Below are 15034 nucleotides of genomic sequence, written 5' to 3'. Positions count from 1 at the left end.
GGATCTGACCAGCATGGCGATCATGGTGGCCACCTGCGTGTTCTTCTTCCTCGGACTCACCACCCTCAGCGGCTCGCTCGCGCTCGCCGCCTTCGGCACGGTCGGGCTGGCCCTCGCCCTGGCAACCGCGACCCGGATGATGGGCGTCCACAGCCTGTAATCCCTGCGGCCACGCGGTTTTCGCGGCACGCCGGGCGGAGCGACTCCGTTCAGCGCCGCGGCAACGGCGTGGTGGCAGGGCCCTCCAGGACGGCGCCGTCTGGCGCGAAACGGGATCCGTGCAGCGGGCAGTCCCAGGTCTTCTCGGCATCGTTCCAGGCGAGGATGCCCCGGAGATGGGGACAGACCGCCGAGACCGCCGTGGTCTCACCGTCGACCGTGCAGACCGCGGTCGGATGCGCGCCCCGACGTTCCACGCGGCCCGCGCCCTCGGGCGGGTCGCCCGCGGCGGCGCCGTGACCCGCCAGACTCAGCCAGCCGGTCGTCATCTGCCGTGCCACCGAGAGATTCGCCTGCGCTCCCGCCACCAGCGTGCCGGGAGCCGGGCGCGCGACGGTGAAGACCTCGGCCCACTCCGGCGAGCGGCGGCCGAGGACCCGGTCCGCCAGCACGGTCGCTGCGGCGGCGCCCGCGGCCATGCCCCACTTCGCGAACCCCGTCGCCACGAGGACGTCGTCGGTGCCGGGCAGCAGCGGACCTGCCCCGGGCAGCTCGCCGACCGGGTGGTAGTCCTGGGCCGACCAGCGGTCGAGCAGGCGCGCGCCGGGGAACCACCGCTCCGTCCAGTCGAGCAGGTCGTTGACGTGCGCGGCGGCCGACCGGGTCCGGCCGACGGTGTGCCCGCTGCCACCCACGAACAGGACCTCCCCGGTGTCGGTGGGAACCCGGCGCAGGGACCGGGTGGGGCTGCCTGCGCTGAGGTACATCTCCGCCGGGATCGGGCCGGGCACGTCGAAGGCGGCCAGGTAGGAGCGCTGCGGGGTCAACCGCGCGAAGAACAGGCCGCGGTCGAAGACCGGTATCCCCGTCGCCACCACGACCGTCGACGCCGACACCGTGCCGTGTTCGGTCTCCACCTCCACCCGGCCGTGCCGTCGGCGCAGCCGCCGGGCGCGGGTCGACTCGTGAACCGGGGCGCCGCGCGCCTCCACGTCGGCGGCCAGGGCGGCAAGCACGGCGACCGGGTCGACCTGCGCCTGCTCGCGCAGCCGCACCGCGCCCGCGGTCGGGAACGGCACCTCGCAGTCGTCGACGAGCTCGGTCGGCAGTCCGCCGGCCCGCGTCGCCTCGTACTCGGCACGCACCGCGCCGCGCTCGGACTCGTTCTGCGCGTAGGTGATCGCCGGCACCCGCTGGGCGGCGATGTCGTGCCCGGCGCAGAAGTCGAGCAGATGGTCCAGGCCCGCCAGATTGGCGGCCAGGTAGCGCGACAGCACGGCCACGTCGTGTCGCTTCGCGATGGTCTGGGCGCGGGTGCCCTGGAGCGCGGAGATCTTGGCGGTGGTGGCGCCGGAGGTGACCGCGCCGACCCGCCGCGCCTCGATCACGGCGACGTCGTGGCCCGCCGCCGCCAGCGCCTGGGCGGTCGACAGACCGACCAGGCCGGCGCCGATCACTAGCGTGTCGACGCGGGCGTCCCCGGGCAGGGGCAGGCGGGCGGGCAGTTCGGCCTCGGTGAACCAGTAGGACGTCATGCGGGGGTCATAGCCCGCACCCGCCCGTCGAAACGCCCGTGGCGGTGCCTACTTGGGGACGAGGATGCCGGTCAGGTCGGCGTCGCGGATCGGGGTGTCGGGGTTGGCCTGCGCGCTGCACATCAGATCGATGGCGGCCGCGGCGAGGTCGACGGTGTTCTGATCGACGCCCGCGTCCTTGCCGCGCTCCTGTTCCAGGTACTTCGTCACGGTGGTGTGCCGTTCCGAGGAATCCTGGGCGGTGTACTCGCTGCAGCGGGTGTCACCGCCCTTGTTGACGGCCTTCTCGATGTCACTACAGGCGGCCGACAGAGCGGCCATCGCCACGGCCGCGAGGACCGCGGCGACCTTCGTTCGTGCTTTCATACCGACGGCATAGCCAGGTCGGGCGCCGGTAATCAGGTGATAATCCGCGCCCGAACCGGGTAGATCCGGAGCGGAGGACGACATGCGACTCAGACGTGTGCGGCCCTACGGTCCCGGCATCGAACGGGTCCGGCGCGGCCGGGGTTTCGGCTATCGCACCACCGACGGCGACCGGGTCGACGACCCGGCGACGCTCGCCAGGATCGAGGCGCTGGTCATTCCCCCGGCCTGGCGCGAGGTGTGGATCAGCGACCACCCGCACGGGCACATCCAGGCCGTCGGCGTCGACGCGGCAGGCCGCAAGCAGTACCTGTACCACGAGCAGTGGCGACGCGAGCGCGACGAGGAGAAGTTCGACCGGGTGCTCGAGCTGGCCACGCACCTGCCCGCGGCGCGCAGGCGGGTGCGCGCCGACCTCGCGCACGACGGGCTCGGCAAGCGGCGGATCTGCGCGGCCGCGATCACCCTGCTGGACCGCGGGGTGTTCCGGGTGGGCGGGGAGGAATACGCCGAGGAGAACGGCAGCCGGGGCGTGGCGACCCTGCTTCGCGAGCAGGTCCGGGTCTCCGGGGACACCCTGTGCCTGGACTTCCCGGCCAAGGGCGGTATCCGCAGACAGGCGCGGGTGACCGATCCCGCGCTGGTCACGGTCGTGCGGGCGCTGCGGCGGGTGCGGCCGGAGTCGGGCAGGCTGCTGGTCTACCGGGAGCGCGACGGGCTGTGCGACCTGACCGCCGACGACGTCAACCAGCGCTTCAAGGAACTCACCGGCTGCGAGGGCAGCGTCAAGGATCTGCGGACGTGGGAGGCCACCGTGCTGGCCGCCGAGTGCTTCGCCGAGCGGGAACCCGCGCCGGAATCGGAGCGCCGCAGGCGCGCCGTGATCAAGGAGGTCATGACCGAGGTGGCCGAGCGGCTGGGCAACACGCCCACCGTCGCCCGCGACGCGTACGTCGATCCGCGCGTGGTCACCGCGTTCACCGAGGGCAGGACGATCGCCGCGGCGCTGCGGCGGGCCGACCGGTGCCGCTCGGCCGAGCGGCGGCGCGACGCGGTGGAGAAGGCCGTGCTGCGTCTGCTCGCCGGGTGAGATTCGGTCGCCGTGCCGTGGGTAGTCGCGCCCTGTGAACGAGACGACTCTGCGACAGATAGCGGAACGGCGCGGTCCGTTCGCGGTGGTGTGTCTCGATGTCTCCCACGACACCGAGGACGCCGCCCGGCAGCTCGACCTGCGCCGGAAATCCGTGTGCGACAAACTCCTCGACGCGGGAGCGACCGCGAACATGCTCGCCCTGTTCGAGCGGGCGATCCGCGACGATCCCCCGGTCGTGGGCCGCGGCGGCAGGCTGCTGATCCTCGACGATCACGGCGTGCACGCCGACGAGGTGCTGCCGGACCCGCCCGCGGCCGAGGTGGTGCGGGTGTCCTCTCTGCCCTACCTGCTCCCGCTGGTCGAGCAGTACGGCAGCGCGCCGGTGCCCCACGTCGTCGCCGTCGTCGACCGCGCGGGCTGCGACCTGCGCACCGACGACGGGCACGGCAACACCGAGACGCACCGCGACCTCACCGACGCGGCCCACCGGGTGGCCTGGGAGGCCCAGGAGGTGGGGGCGGAGGTGATCGTGCTCGCGGGCGAGGTCGCCGCGCGCGCGGCCCTGCACCGGGACCTGCCCACCGACGACAACGTGGTCGAGGTCGAGGCGGGCGGACGGGCCGCGGGCGCCGACCGCGACGCGCTCGACGCCGCGGTGGCCGAGGTGCTCGACGCCGAACGGCGCAAGCACCACGACGAGGTGCTCGAGACGTTCGCGACCGAGTACGGCCGCGAGGACGGCCTGGCCGTGGCCGGCCTCGCCGAGACCACCGCGGCGCTGCGCATGGCCAACGTCGACCAGCTGCTGATCGACGCCGACGCCCTCGGCGACCGCGCGGTGCAGGTCGGCGCCGACCGCGCGCAGGTGGGCGTCGACGCCGACGGCCCGGCGGGCTGGTCCGGTGGGTCGGGCCCGCGCCAGACCTGCCGCGCCGACGAGGCGCTGCCGGTCGCCGCGCTGCTCATGGGCGCCGAGATCGTCTGCGCCCCCGGGGAACTGCCGTCCGATGACGGCGTCGCCGCCCTGTTGCGCCACCACTGAAGGGAACTCCGATGGACATCGAACGCGGCAACACCAAGCACGGCCCGGCCCAGGACGAGGAACTCGCCCACGAGCTCGAAGGCACCCTGCGCGGCAACCGGTCCAGCCGCGCCGAGGAGTGGCGCGACCCCGAGCCGCCCGCCGACGACGACCCCGAGACCGCGATCCGGCCCGACACCGGTCAGGACTGATCGGGGTCGGCCGAGGCCGGATCGGGGGTGTGGCGCGCCGGGGGCACCAGGTAGTCGCGCAGGTCGTCGATCTTGGCCTCGATGCGCTCGCTCGTCTCGGCGTCGACCCGGAAGATCCAGTGTTTGGCGCCCAGCAGCAGGATGGCCTGGAAGACCAGCTGCAACCATTCGCTCTGCCAGTTCTCGAACGTGCTGGACAGGAAGTCGGGCCAGTATCCGGACCAGGTGAACGGCAGCCCCAGGTCCTGCTGACTGCTGCGGTAGGCGATGAGCTGGGTGACGAACTGCGCGGCCCACGAGCCCAGGAACAGCAGGATCAGCAGGTAGACAGCTCCCCAGCGCCGGAAGTGTTTCATGCCGGTCGCATACCCGGACCGCGCCGGGTGACGCGCCTACTCGATGATGCCGGGCTGGCGGTCCGAGAGCGGGTCGGCGGGCCGGGCGAAGCGGGGCAGGATCAGGCCGAGCAGCAGCATGCCGAGGCCGAGGCCGAAGTGCAGGTAGTTGTCGGCGGTGTTGGTGGGGACGAAGTTCGCGTCGCTGTGCTGGTCGACGGCGAGCCCGTAGAGCCACAGCACCAGATAGACCGCGCCACCGGCGAGGAGGTAGGTGCGCGCGGCGCCGGGCCGGGTGCAGGCGGCGACGCCGAGCACGCCGAACAGCAGGTGCACGATGTTGTGCAGCACCGAGACCTGGAACAGGCCGAACAGCTCGGCGCCGGAGTGGTGACCGGACCATTCGATGCTGTCGAAGCCGGTGGTGATCCCGGGGACGAACCCGAGCACGCCCGCGAGCAGGAACAGCACGCCGACGACCAGGGCCGCCAGCTGGACCGGTGAGTGCAGGACGGAGACGGAACCGGTGCGAGTCACCATGGGAGCGTCCTTTCGGCGCGGCCGCGGGCGCTCGCCCCGGCCGGACTTGAGCGGTGTAGGCGGGCGATACCACCGGGGCCGGGGCCGAAACAGCCGCCGTCAGTCGGACAGCCCGCGCAGCCAGCGGCGTACCGCCGCCGCGTCCGTGAGCCGCACCACCTCGACCGCCGGGAACCGGGCGACGCGATCGGCCGTGCGGGCCCGGCGATCGGCGTGCCGGGACCACGCCCAGCGGATGGGATGTTCCGGGTCGGGCCAGTCGCGGAAGGACTCCCGGTTGCCGTTCCACAGTTCGCGCCCGGTCGCCGCGCGCGCGAACGAGCGCCGGATCACCCGCTGCATGACCGTGCGGCGCGGCAGGTCGAGCCACACGACGGTGTCGGCGCGGGTCCACAGCAGATCGCCGAGCAGCCCGGCGTACTGGTCCTCGGTGACCCAGCGCTCGCCCGCGACGAATTCGGCCACCTCGGATTCGAATTCGGGCCGCTTCGTCCAGCCGGGCCCGTGGTGCAGGGCGTCGAGTTCGTGGTGCGGGAGCCCGAGCTGGGCGGACAGGCGCCGGGCCAGGGTCGTCTTGCCCGCGCCGGAGATCCCGCTGACCAGTACGCGCCGCATCCGGTCAGCCTATGCGCGGACCGCGCCGTCCCCGGATGCGGGCACACTGGATCCGGCCGACACAGACCGAGGAGACACGGATGGGCACGGTCGTCATCACCGGCGGCACCGACGGGATCGGCCGCTACCTGGCCGAGGAGTTCCTCGCAGCGCGGCGACCACGTGGTCGTCCTCGGCCGCGATCCGGACAAGGGCCGCGCCGTCACCGGATCCTCCGGCGGGCGTGGCACTTTCCTCCGGGTCGACCTGGATTCGGTGGCCGCCACCCGGGCCGCGATCGCCCGGATCCGTGCCGAGCACCCCGTCGTGGACACCCTGGTGTTCTGTGCCCGGTACTACCGGTCGCGCCGCACCGAGACCGTCGACGGCCTGGAGGCGACGTTCGCGCACTTCTACCTGAGCCGCTTCCTGTTCGGGCACGGGCTGGCCGAGGAGCTGGCGCGGGCGCCGCGGCCGTTGATCGTCAACGTCGCCGGGCCCGGCGGCCCGCTGTCGGCCGCGAATCTCGGCGACCTGCAGGCTCGGCGGCACTATCACGGCGGCGCCGCGCTCGGCCAGGGCGGCAAGCTCAACGACCTGCTCGGGGTCGCCTACGCCCAGCGCCACCCCGACAGCCCCGTGCGCTACCTGCTCGTCCACCCCGGGGTGACCGCGACGGCGGTGACCGGCTCCTACGACCGGGCCACGCTCGCCATGGTCCAGGACATGCGACAGCACGCCAAACCCGTTGCCGCGGCGGCCGACCCGATCCTCGCCCTGATCGATGCCCGCCCGCCGAACGTCTCAGCGCCTACGTCGAGGGCACGCGCATCGCCGTCACCGGGCCGGATTTCGACCCGGGCGCCGCCGGCGCCCTCGACCGTCACACCCGGGAACTGCTCGCCGCCCTCGGCTGACCGGCGACCTCACCCACCCGCGGCGTCAGCCCGGACAGGCACTCCGGCAACGGGTTCCGGTGCAGCACGCCGAGCCGCTGCGTCGCGCGGGTGAGCGCGACGTACAGTTCGGCCGCGCCGCGCGGGCCGTCCGCCAGGATCCGGTCCGGGTCGACCACCAGCACCGCGTCGTACTCGAGCCCCTTGGTCGCGGCCGCGGGTACCGCGCCGGCGACGTCTGGCGGGCCGATGACCACGCTGGTGCCCTCGCGCCCGGCCTCGTCGCGCACGAATTCGGCCACCGCGTCGGGCAGTTCGCGCTCGGTGACCGGCCGCGACCACGGCTCGACGCCGCACGCGCGCACCGGTTCGGGCGGCCGCACGCCGGGGGCGAACTCCGCGAGCACCCCGGCGGCGACCCGCACGATCTCGGCCGGCGTGCGGTAGTTCACCGACAGCGACCGGTAGGCCCAGCGCCCCGGCACGTACGGGTCGAACATCTCGCCCCAGGAGGTCGCGCCCGCGACCGATCGGCGCTGGGCCAGGTCGCCCACGACGGTGAACGACCGGCCCGGGCAGCGCCGCATGAGCACCCGCCAGTCCATCGCCGACAGTTCCTGGGCCTCGTCGACGACGATGTGCCGGTAGGTCCAGTCGCGGTCGGCGGCCGCCCGGTCGGCGACGTCGCGCGTGTCACGTTCGGTGAAGCGGTCGGCCAGGTCGGCGCCGAAGAGCATGTCCTGGGCGAAGAGGTGGTCCTCGTCGTCCATCATGTCGGCCCGGTTCACCAGCAGATCCAGTACGCCCGCAGCGTATTCGGCCTCGGCCCGCCGCGCGCGCTCCGCCGCGGCGTCGTCGGTCTTCTCCCGTCCGAGCAGGTCGACCAGCTCGTCGAGCAGCGGCACGTCCGCTACGGTCCACGCGGCGCCGTCGGCGCGATGCAGCGCCGGGTCCGCGCCCGCCGCGCGCAGGCGCTCCGGCGACGAGAACAGCTCGGCCAGCAGCCCTTCGGGGGTGAGGACCGGCCACAGCTCGTCGAGCAGCGCGGTGAACTCCGCGCTGTCGGCCAGCTCGCGCAGCAGGTCGGCGCGCAGGTTCTCCCAGGCCTCCTTGTTGTCGCGGGTGAGCCAGCCACGGCCGATCCGCGCGATCGCCCGCTCGGTGAGGACGTAGGTGACGATCTCGGCGAAGGTCGCCCTCGCCTCGTTGTGCGGCAGACCGGAGGCGCGCGCCTCCTCGCGTGCCCACTCGGCGGTCGCGGCGTCGACGCGGACCGTGATGTCGGCCAGGGGGATCGAGCGGGGTTCGTCCGGCAGCCGCTGGCGGTCGGCGACGGCCGCCGCGAGCACGTCCAGTATCGGCAGCGCCCCCTTGATCCGGGTCGCCGCGGCGGTGTCCTCGGCGATGACGCGCAGGCCGGGGACGAGGTCCCCGGTGGTGCCGAACACGACATTCGACTCCCCCAGCGAGGGCAGCACGCGGCCGATGTGGCGCAGGAAGGCCGGGTTGGGCCCGATGACGAGAACGCCGTTGCGCTCCATCCGTTCCCGCTGGGTGTAGAGCAGGTAGGCCACCCGGTGCAGGGCGACGACCGTCTTGCCGGTGCCGGGCCCGCCCTCGATCACCAGCACGCCCGGGTGATCGAGCCGGATGATGCGATCCTGCTCGGCCTGGATCGTGGCGACGATGTCGCGCATGCCCTCCCCCCGCGGCGCGTCGAGCGCGGCCAGCAGCGCCGCGTCCCCGTCGCCGCCGCCCGGCCCCCCGAGCGCCTCGTCGGTGAAGCGGGTCAGCGCGCGGCCCCTGGTGTGGAACTGGCGCCTGCGGCGCATGCCCTCGGGGTGGGCCGCCGTCGCGGTGTAGAAGGCGCTGGAGGCCGGCGCCCGCCAGTCCTGCAGTAGGGTGGTGAACTCGTCGTCCTCGGCGAACAGGCCGATCCGCCCGATGTAGGTCACCGCACCGTCCTCGGCGTCGAGCCTGCCGAAGCACAGGCCGTTGTCGGCCACGTCGAGGCGCCTGCGCTCCCGGCCGAGCGCGCGCACCTCGACATCGCGCTCCATCGGGGACAGGCCGTCGCCGCGCAGCGCGTCCTCGTAGCGCCGGGCCACCCGGGCGCGTTCGGTGTCGAGACGCTCGTAGAGCCCGGCCACGTAGTCCTGCTCGGACCGCAGTTCGGTGTCGTGATCCCGGTCTGTCACATGCCCTCACTCTCCTCGCCGCGCCGGCGCGGACCGTGGTGGTCCGCGCAGGTCGGCGAACCTCGGCGGGCCATTGTGCGCCCGCACCGGGGCCTTGCCACAAGGCCCCTGGTGCGTTATACGTTGAAAAGGGAAAGAGGTGTCGCCGTCCCCTTTCCGCGTTCTCCCCGCCCGCTCCCAGCCCTGTCGCGAGCCGTCACGCGCGCCGCTCCCGGACTACAGTGCGGGCATGATCGAGGTGCCGGAAGCCTTCGCGCGCAAGAAGATCGCCGGAGAGGGTGCGGCGGGCCGGGATTGGATCGATGCCCTGCCCGCGATCGTCGCCGACCTGCTCCGGCGCTGGCGGTGCACACCGGACGGACCGGTGATGTACGGCGAGGTCGGCCTGGTGGTCCCCGTGCGGGCCGCCGGTCTGCCGCCGTCCGTGATCAAGGTCTCGTTCCCGCATCCCGGCAACATCCACGAGCCGCTGGCTTTCGTGGCCTGGGCGGGCCGGGGCGCGGTCCATCTCTACGAGCGCGACGACGACCGTTTCGCCATGCTGCTCGAACGCGCGCCGCGCGGGACCCTGGCCGCGGTCACCGACATCGAGACCGCCGTTGCCGTGCAGGGCAGGCTGTCGCGGCGGTTGGCCGTGCCGGCGCCGCCCGGGCTGCGCTCACTCGCCGAGCACGTGGCGGGCTGGCCCGCCGAGATCCGCGAGACCTCGGCCGCCTTCGGCGACCCGCTGCCCGCGCCGGTGATCGAGGCCGCGATGGCCACCCTCGAGGAGACCGCGCGCGACCGGCGGACCCTGGTGCTGCACGGCGACCTGCACGACGCCAACATCCTCGGCGCGGACCGGGAGGAGTGGCTCGTCGTCGATCCGAAGGGGCTGGCAGGCGACCCCGCCTACGACGCGCTGAATGTCGTCCGCAGCCCGCGCTTCGGGCCGGTTCTGGTCCGTGCCGATCCCGCCCCCGGTGTCCGGCGGCTGCTCGCCGTCTATTGCGCCGAAGCCGGAATCGAATTCGAGCGGGCGATTCGCTGGGTGCAGGCGGGCGCGGTCCACGAAGCGATGTGGGGACGCACGCACGGCGATCCCGAGTGGCTGGTAGAACTCACCGACCGGCTGGCGACCGCCCTGACCTGAATCGGGCCGGAATTCGCGCCCGAGGCCCGGTTCCCTCCCGGCGATGAGCTCGGCGAAAGAGTTGTTCCCGCCCCGGAATTCCGCGTCACTGCCCGCGGCGGACGAACAATCCCCACAGCACCAGACCCGCCGCGGCCGAGACGTAGAGGCCGCCGGCCAGGAAAACGAGCACCGGACCGAAGTCCCCGATCCAGCCGCCGATTCTGGTGAGGCCGACCGCGCCGAGGCAGAGCATGAGAACGCCGAGCACCATGGCCGGAACGGCCAGGGGCGCGATATCGCTCACGGGCGCCAGCTGCGGGTGCGGCGGGGCGTCGGTGTAGCTGCGCTTGCTGTTCGGTTCGAAATAGATGCTGCTCATGTGGGGGTCCCTTCACGAGGGGGCCGTCCCGATGCGGCCGGTAGGCGATTCCGTGACGAAATCGGTCGGGTGTCGCGTGTACGACACGGCGGATGACGCATTTCGCGATCGCGGGTCACGGAACGGCCCGCACACGATCGCAAACAGTTAACGATCAGCAATTCAAGAGTGGCACGGAACGCCGCGCAGGCAAAGGTGATTTCGATTTCGATCACGTCGAACATGTGAACGACACGGATCGATAAACGGCGGAAAATCGGGAGAAAGGCGGTCCTGAGCTGGGGGACGCCGAACCGATCGGTCATTTGTCCACGAAACCGACAAGGGTGTCATTTATCGAACCGTTACGGTTCGGCTACCGATATCGCGCGGTGACCACGCTCACCGTACGCGATCGGGCGCGCCGGAGCCACCCCACGGGCCCGCCTCGCCCCCGACGGGCTCGACGCGGACACATCGGACACGGATCCCCCGGCACCGGAACGGAATTCGGTCCGGGCCCGCCACCGAAACCGTGCCGACTCGGCCGGGTTCTCCTACGATGAGCGCAAATACACGGCACCACTGGGTTGAAGGGTCCTCGGCGATGAGTGACAACGCGAACGTGATCGACCAGTCCGCCCCGAGCATCGCTCGGGTCTACGACTACATCCTCGGCGGCAAGGACAACTACGAGGTCGACCGGGCGATCGGCGATCACTTCAAGAACGACCTGCCCGGCTCGGTGGTCATCGCCACCAGCAACCGGCAGGCGCTCGTCCGCGCGATCCGCTCGCTGGCCGAATCCGGCCTCACCCAGTTCCTCGACCTGGGTTCGGGCCTGCCGACCGCCGACAACGTGCACCAGATCGCCCAGTCGGTGAATCCGGGCTCGCGGGTGGTGTACGTGGACAACGACCCCATCGTGCTCGCCCACGGCCGCGCGCTGCTCAGCACCGACGAGCACACCACCGTCATCCAGGCCGACCTGCGCGACTCCGAGGCCATCCGCAACCACCCCGAGGTGACGCGGCTGATCGACTTCGACAAGCCGGTCGCGGTCGTGTTCAGCGCGATCCTGCACCACCTCAACGACGACGAGGACCCCGCCTCGCTGGTGCGCTACTGGTACGACCAGATCCCGGCCGGCTCGAGCGTGTTCATCTCGCACTTCGCCTCGGGCGACAACACCGAGACCGCGGAGGCCGAGGGCAAGCTGCAGGCGACCTTCGGCCGTGGCCGCTGGCGCACCCCGGCCGAGATCGAGGCGCTGTTCGGCGAGCTCGAACTGCGCGAGACCGGGCTGAAGCCCGCGGCGATCTGGAACCTGGAGGCCGGCGGCGAGTCGGAGATCGGCTCGGCCGACCGTGAGCTGACCGTGTGGGAGAAGCTCATCGTCGCCGGTATCGGCGACAAGCGGTAGACGACGCGCCACGGGGGTACACCGCGCCGGAGCAGCCGTGTTCGGCTATCGTCATCTTGCTTTTCTGGATGTTTGCTGGATCGTTCGTGTCGGTTTGCCGGGCCGTCGTCTCGCGTGTGATCCACGCCGGCGGTCCGGCGTCAACTCATCATGCGAAGGACGCCGGTCATCATGCCCGCACCAGTAACCCTCGCCGGCCGGCTCGTCCGGCTGGAACCCCTTGCGCCACACCACGTACCAGGACTCGTCCACGCTTCGGCGTCGGTGGTCGACCCCACCGGGTTCACCGTCGTCCCCCGGGGCGAGCAGGAAGCGATCAGATACGTCGACCAGGCCCGCGCCGCCCTCGAGACCGGGACGGCGCTGGCCTTCGCCGTGGTCACCACCGCCGACGAGACCGTCGTCGGCGCAACCCGTTTCACCCGCCTCGACTACTGGCAGGGCCCGCTGGTGTGGCCGCTGTCGCTGGAGACCGCGGGCTCGCTGGTCGGGGCGGTCGACCCGGACGCGGTCGAGATCGGCAACACCTGGCTCGCCCCGGCCGTGCGGGGCGGCACGGTGAATCTGGAGTCCAAACTGCTGCTGCTCGGTCACGCTTTCGACCACTGGCGGGTCCGGCGGGTGTCGTTGCGCGCCGACGCGCGGAACCTGCGCTCACGCACGGCGATCGAGCGCCTCGGCGCGGTCAGCGACGGGATCCGGCGGGCGCACTCGCGCGGCCTGGACGGCCAGGTCCGCGACACCGCCTTCTACTCGATCCTGTCCGAGGAGTGGCCGACGGTCTACGCGCGCATCACCGACCAGCTGGCCGCCCGGGTCTCGGCGAGGGCGCTGGCCTCGCCGCTGGGCTGAGCCGGTCTCAGCGGCCGGTCGCGACCCGGTCGAGGACCAGCGCGGCGAGGTCCGCGGGCGCCTCGTCCGGGACCCAGTGCGAGACGCCCTCCAGCACGGCCAGCCGGTAGTCAGCCTCGGCGTATCGCCCGGCCAGGTCGGCGCCGTAGCGGCCGAGCGCCGCGTCGCCGGTGCTCCACACGTGGGTCACCGGCACCCGAACCCGCCGCCCCAGCCCGCCCGGGACCGCCATGAGCATGCCCCGGTACCAGTTGAGTCCGCCGGGCAGCGCGCCCGCCTCCACCACCCGGGCGCGGGTCTCGGCCCGCGTCCGCTCCGGCATGCCGGTGCGGGCCAGCGCCGCGTCGAGCAGCCCGGGACGGGCGCGCAGCAGCCGTTCGGGCAGGAACGGGATCTGGAACAGGCCCATGTAGTACGAGCGGCGCAGCTGGTCGACGGTGAACAGGGACCGGAAGAACGCGCCGGGATGCGGGACCGACACGGTGGTCAGGGTGGCGATCCGGGCCGGACGCGCCGCCGCCGTCCACCAGGCCACCGCCGCGCCCCAGTCGTGCCCGACCAGGTGTACCGGCCCGTGGCCGAGCCGGTCGACGAGGGCGAGCACGTCGCGGACCAGGGCGGAGGGCCGGTACGCGAAGCGCCCGCGCGGGCGCGCGCCCGGCGAGTACCCGCGCTGGTCGGGGGCGACCGTCCGGTACCCCGCCTCGTTGAGGATCGCGGCCACCCCCGACCAGGAGGCCGCGGTCTGCGGGAAACCGTGCAGCAGGACGATGACGGGCCCGTCGAGGGGACCGGTGTCGGTCACCTCGAAGTCGAGTCCGTCGTGGGTGAATCCGGTCAGGCGTTCACGCATGCTGCCCCGATATCTGTTTCGGTCGGTTACGGATAAATTGCTCCGACGGTACCACCCCGAGATCCCCGATCGAAGCCCCTCGGATCGGGGGTCCACCCGCGGCAACGATCCGGACACAGCGCGGTTGCTGATCGATTGCGGAAGGCGCCGCCGACCCCCGCCGTCAGCGCCCGGTGCCCGCGTACACGACCGCGGGCTCCGTCCCGCCGAGGCCGAACGCCGTGTGCAGGACGCGCACCGCGTCGTCGAGGTCGGTGTCGGCCACCAGCACCGAGATCCGGATCTCGGAGGTCGTGATGAGGTCGAGATTGATGCCCGCCTCGGCCAGCGCGTCGCAGAACGTCGCGGTCACCCCGGCGCGCGACTTCATCCCCGCGCCGACCAGCGACACCTTGCCGATGCGGTCGTCGTAGCGCAGCTCGGCGAAACCGAGGGCGTCCCGGCGCGATTCGAGCAGCGCGACCGCCCGCGCGCCGTCGGACTTCGGCAGGGTGAAGGTGAGATCGGTGCGCCCGCTACCACTGCGGGAGATGTTCTGCAGCACCATGTCGATGCTGATCTCGGCGTCGGCGACCGCCCGGAAGACCCGCGCCGCGTACCCCGGCCGGTCCGGTAACCCGACCAGGGTGAGCTTGGCCTCGCTGCGATCGTGTGCCACGCCGGTCAGGGCTGCCCGCTCGGGCGCGAGTTCCGCGATCGACCCCGACACGGTGGTGCCGACGCGGTCGGTGTAGGACGAGCGCACGTGCACCGGAACGTGGTACCGCCGCGCGTATTCCACGCAGCGCAGCATCAGGACCTTCGACCCGCAGGCGGCCATCTCCAGCATCTCCTCGTAGGTGATGCGGTCCAGCTTCCTGGCGTCGCCCACGATGCGCGGGTCGGCGGTGAAGACGCCGTCGACATCGGTGTAGATCTCGCAGACGTCGGCGCGCAGGGCGGCGGCCAGGGCGACGGCGGTGGTGTCGGAGCCGCCGCGGCCAAGGGTGGTGACGTCGAGGCTGTCCTGGCTGACGCCCTGGAAGCCGGCGACCAGGACCACCTCGCCGTCGTCGAGCGCCCGGCGCACCCGGCCGGGATCCATCTGCAGGATCCGGGCGTTGCCGTGCGAGCCGGTGGTGATCACTCCCGCGCGCTTGCCGGTCAGCGACCGCGCCTCGACGCCGAGGCCGTGGATCGCGATGGCCACCAGGGCGTTCGAGATCCGCTCGCCCGCGGTGAGCAGCATGTCGCGCTCCCGGGGCGAGCCCTCCGGCGCCACCTGCCGGGCCAGATCCAGCAGGTCGTCGGTGGTGTCGCCCATGGCCGAGCAGACCACGACCACGTCGTGCCCCTGCTTCTTGGTCTCCACGATCCGCTCGGCCACCCGGCGGATGCGTTCCGCCGTGGCCAGCGACGATCCGCCGAACTTCTGCACTACCAGGGCCATACCGCGGTCCTCTCCCCTGCTCCCACGTGCGATCCGCGGGACGCTACTTACGAGTA

The 15034-nt window shown here is 72.4% G+C and carries 15 protein-coding genes; 6 read left to right on the top strand and 9 right to left on the bottom strand.

Annotation, left to right across the window (positions count from 1 at the left end; genetic code table 11):
* Positions 1–209 precede the first annotated feature (209 nt).
* Complete coding sequence (locus tag ON36_RS10450; RefSeq protein WP_043650780.1) at positions 210–1694, bottom strand: FAD-dependent oxidoreductase; 1485 nt, start codon at positions 1692–1694, stop codon at positions 210–212.
* A gap of 48 nt (positions 1695–1742) precedes the next feature.
* On the bottom strand, positions 1743–2060 hold the full coding sequence (locus tag ON36_RS10445) for a hypothetical protein (RefSeq protein WP_043650779.1): 318 nt from the start codon (positions 2058–2060) through the stop codon (positions 1743–1745).
* Between the two features lie 82 nt (positions 2061–2142).
* Here ON36_RS10445 and ON36_RS10440 point away from each other — a divergent pair, with 82 nt between their 5' ends.
* Genes ON36_RS10440 through ON36_RS10430 form a run of 3 tightly spaced genes read left to right on the top strand, consistent with a single transcriptional unit; the run spans position 2143 to position 4386 of the window.
* Positions 2143–3150: a DNA topoisomerase IB gene (locus ON36_RS10440; protein WP_043650778.1), complete on the top strand. Its 1008-nt coding sequence runs from the start codon at positions 2143–2145 to the stop codon at positions 3148–3150.
* Between the two features lie 34 nt (positions 3151–3184).
* Positions 3185–4195, top strand: a complete 1011-nt coding sequence (locus tag ON36_RS10435) for a baeRF2 domain-containing protein (protein ID WP_052313843.1) — start codon at positions 3185–3187, stop codon at positions 4193–4195.
* Positions 4196–4206: 11 nt separating this feature from the next.
* Entirely contained in the window at positions 4207–4386 is a 180-nt protein-coding gene (locus ON36_RS10430; RefSeq protein ID WP_043650777.1) for a hypothetical protein, read from the top strand.
* On the opposite strand, the gene ON36_RS10425 is transcribed toward ON36_RS10430, so the two are convergent.
* From ON36_RS10425 to helR, 4 genes are all read right to left on the bottom strand, one after another.
* Complete coding sequence (locus ON36_RS10425) at positions 4377–4742, bottom strand: DUF6766 family protein (protein ID WP_052313842.1); 366 nt, start codon at positions 4740–4742, stop codon at positions 4377–4379. The two genes, ON36_RS10430 and ON36_RS10425, sit on opposite strands and share 10 nt — an antisense overlap.
* 36 nt (positions 4743–4778) lie before the next feature.
* Complete coding sequence (locus ON36_RS10420) at positions 4779–5261, bottom strand: DUF4383 domain-containing protein (RefSeq protein WP_052313841.1); 483 nt, start codon at positions 5259–5261, stop codon at positions 4779–4781.
* A gap of 99 nt (positions 5262–5360) precedes the next feature.
* On the bottom strand, positions 5361–5876 hold the full coding sequence (locus ON36_RS10415; protein WP_043650776.1) for a P-loop NTPase family protein: 516 nt from the start codon (positions 5874–5876) through the stop codon (positions 5361–5363).
* 862 nt (positions 5877–6738) lie between these two features.
* Positions 6739–8949 (bottom strand): RNA polymerase recycling motor ATPase HelR, encoded by a 2211-nt coding sequence (helR, locus tag ON36_RS10405; RefSeq protein WP_174377557.1) that lies wholly within the window; start codon positions 8947–8949, stop codon positions 6739–6741.
* Positions 8950–9178: 229 nt separating this feature from the next.
* Between helR and ON36_RS10400 the strand changes: the two genes are divergently transcribed.
* A complete protein-coding gene (locus ON36_RS10400) occupies positions 9179–10081 on the top strand; it encodes an aminoglycoside phosphotransferase family protein (protein WP_043650775.1) in 903 nt (300 codons plus the stop codon).
* An 85-nt stretch (positions 10082–10166) separates the two neighbouring features.
* Here the strand turns inward: ON36_RS10400 and ON36_RS10395 are convergent, their stop codons facing one another.
* Positions 10167–10442 (bottom strand): hypothetical protein, encoded by a 276-nt coding sequence (locus tag ON36_RS10395; protein WP_043650774.1) that lies wholly within the window; start codon positions 10440–10442, stop codon positions 10167–10169.
* 586 nt (positions 10443–11028) lie between these two features.
* Here ON36_RS10395 and ON36_RS10390 point away from each other — a divergent pair.
* Positions 11029–11844: an SAM-dependent methyltransferase gene (locus tag ON36_RS10390; protein WP_043650773.1), complete on the top strand. Its 816-nt coding sequence runs from the start codon at positions 11029–11031 to the stop codon at positions 11842–11844.
* 171 nt (positions 11845–12015) lie between these two features.
* Positions 12016–12696, top strand: a complete 681-nt coding sequence (locus ON36_RS10385) for a GNAT family N-acetyltransferase (protein WP_052313840.1) — start codon at positions 12016–12018, stop codon at positions 12694–12696.
* 7 nt (positions 12697–12703) lie between these two features.
* On the opposite strand, the gene ON36_RS10380 is transcribed toward ON36_RS10385, so the two are convergent.
* The gene (locus tag ON36_RS10380; RefSeq protein WP_043650772.1) at positions 12704–13549 is read right to left on the bottom strand and encodes an alpha/beta fold hydrolase; all 846 of its coding nucleotides are present in this window, start codon (positions 13547–13549) and stop codon (positions 12704–12706) included.
* Between the two features lie 163 nt (positions 13550–13712).
* Positions 13713–14978 carry an aspartate kinase gene (locus tag ON36_RS10375; protein ID WP_043650771.1) on the bottom strand — a complete coding sequence of 422 codons (1266 nt, stop codon included), beginning with the start codon at positions 14976–14978 and terminating at the stop codon, positions 13713–13715.
* Positions 14979–15034: the final 56 nt, after the last annotated feature.

It is taken from the genome of Nocardia thailandica NBRC 100428 (assembly GCF_000308795.1).
GTDB classification, from domain to species: Bacteria; Actinomycetota; Actinomycetes; order Mycobacteriales; family Mycobacteriaceae; genus Nocardia; species Nocardia thailandica.
Note: the sequence above shows the minus strand (reverse complement) of the source record. Positions and strands in the feature narration are given on the sequence as shown.

Coding starts and splice junctions, on each gene's coding strand:
- ON36_RS10450 (WP_043650780.1), bottom strand. CDS start 1,694: ATGACGTCCTACTGGTTCACCGAGGCCGAACTGCCCGCCCGCCTGCCC.
- ON36_RS10415 (WP_043650776.1), bottom strand. CDS start 5,876: ATGCGGCGCGTACTGGTCAGCGGGATCTCCGGCGCGGGCAAGACGACC.
- ON36_RS10375 (WP_043650771.1), bottom strand. CDS start 14,978: ATGGCCCTGGTAGTGCAGAAGTTCGGCGGATCGTCGCTGGCCACGGCG.
- ON36_RS10420 (WP_052313841.1), bottom strand. CDS start 5,261: ATGGTGACTCGCACCGGTTCCGTCTCCGTCCTGCACTCACCGGTCCAG.
- ON36_RS10390 (WP_043650773.1), top strand. CDS start 11,029: ATGAGTGACAACGCGAACGTGATCGACCAGTCCGCCCCGAGCATCGCT.
- ON36_RS10385 (WP_052313840.1), top strand. CDS start 12,016: ATGCCCGCACCAGTAACCCTCGCCGGCCGGCTCGTCCGGCTGGAACCC.
- ON36_RS10440 (WP_043650778.1), top strand. CDS start 2,143: ATGCGACTCAGACGTGTGCGGCCCTACGGTCCCGGCATCGAACGGGTC.
- ON36_RS10400 (WP_043650775.1), top strand. CDS start 9,179: ATGATCGAGGTGCCGGAAGCCTTCGCGCGCAAGAAGATCGCCGGAGAG.
- ON36_RS10430 (WP_043650777.1), top strand. CDS start 4,207: ATGGACATCGAACGCGGCAACACCAAGCACGGCCCGGCCCAGGACGAG.
- ON36_RS10445 (WP_043650779.1), bottom strand. CDS start 2,060: ATGAAAGCACGAACGAAGGTCGCCGCGGTCCTCGCGGCCGTGGCGATG.
- ON36_RS10425 (WP_052313842.1), bottom strand. CDS start 4,742: ATGAAACACTTCCGGCGCTGGGGAGCTGTCTACCTGCTGATCCTGCTG.
- ON36_RS10380 (WP_043650772.1), bottom strand. CDS start 13,549: ATGCGTGAACGCCTGACCGGATTCACCCACGACGGACTCGACTTCGAG.
- ON36_RS10395 (WP_043650774.1), bottom strand. CDS start 10,442: ATGAGCAGCATCTATTTCGAACCGAACAGCAAGCGCAGCTACACCGAC.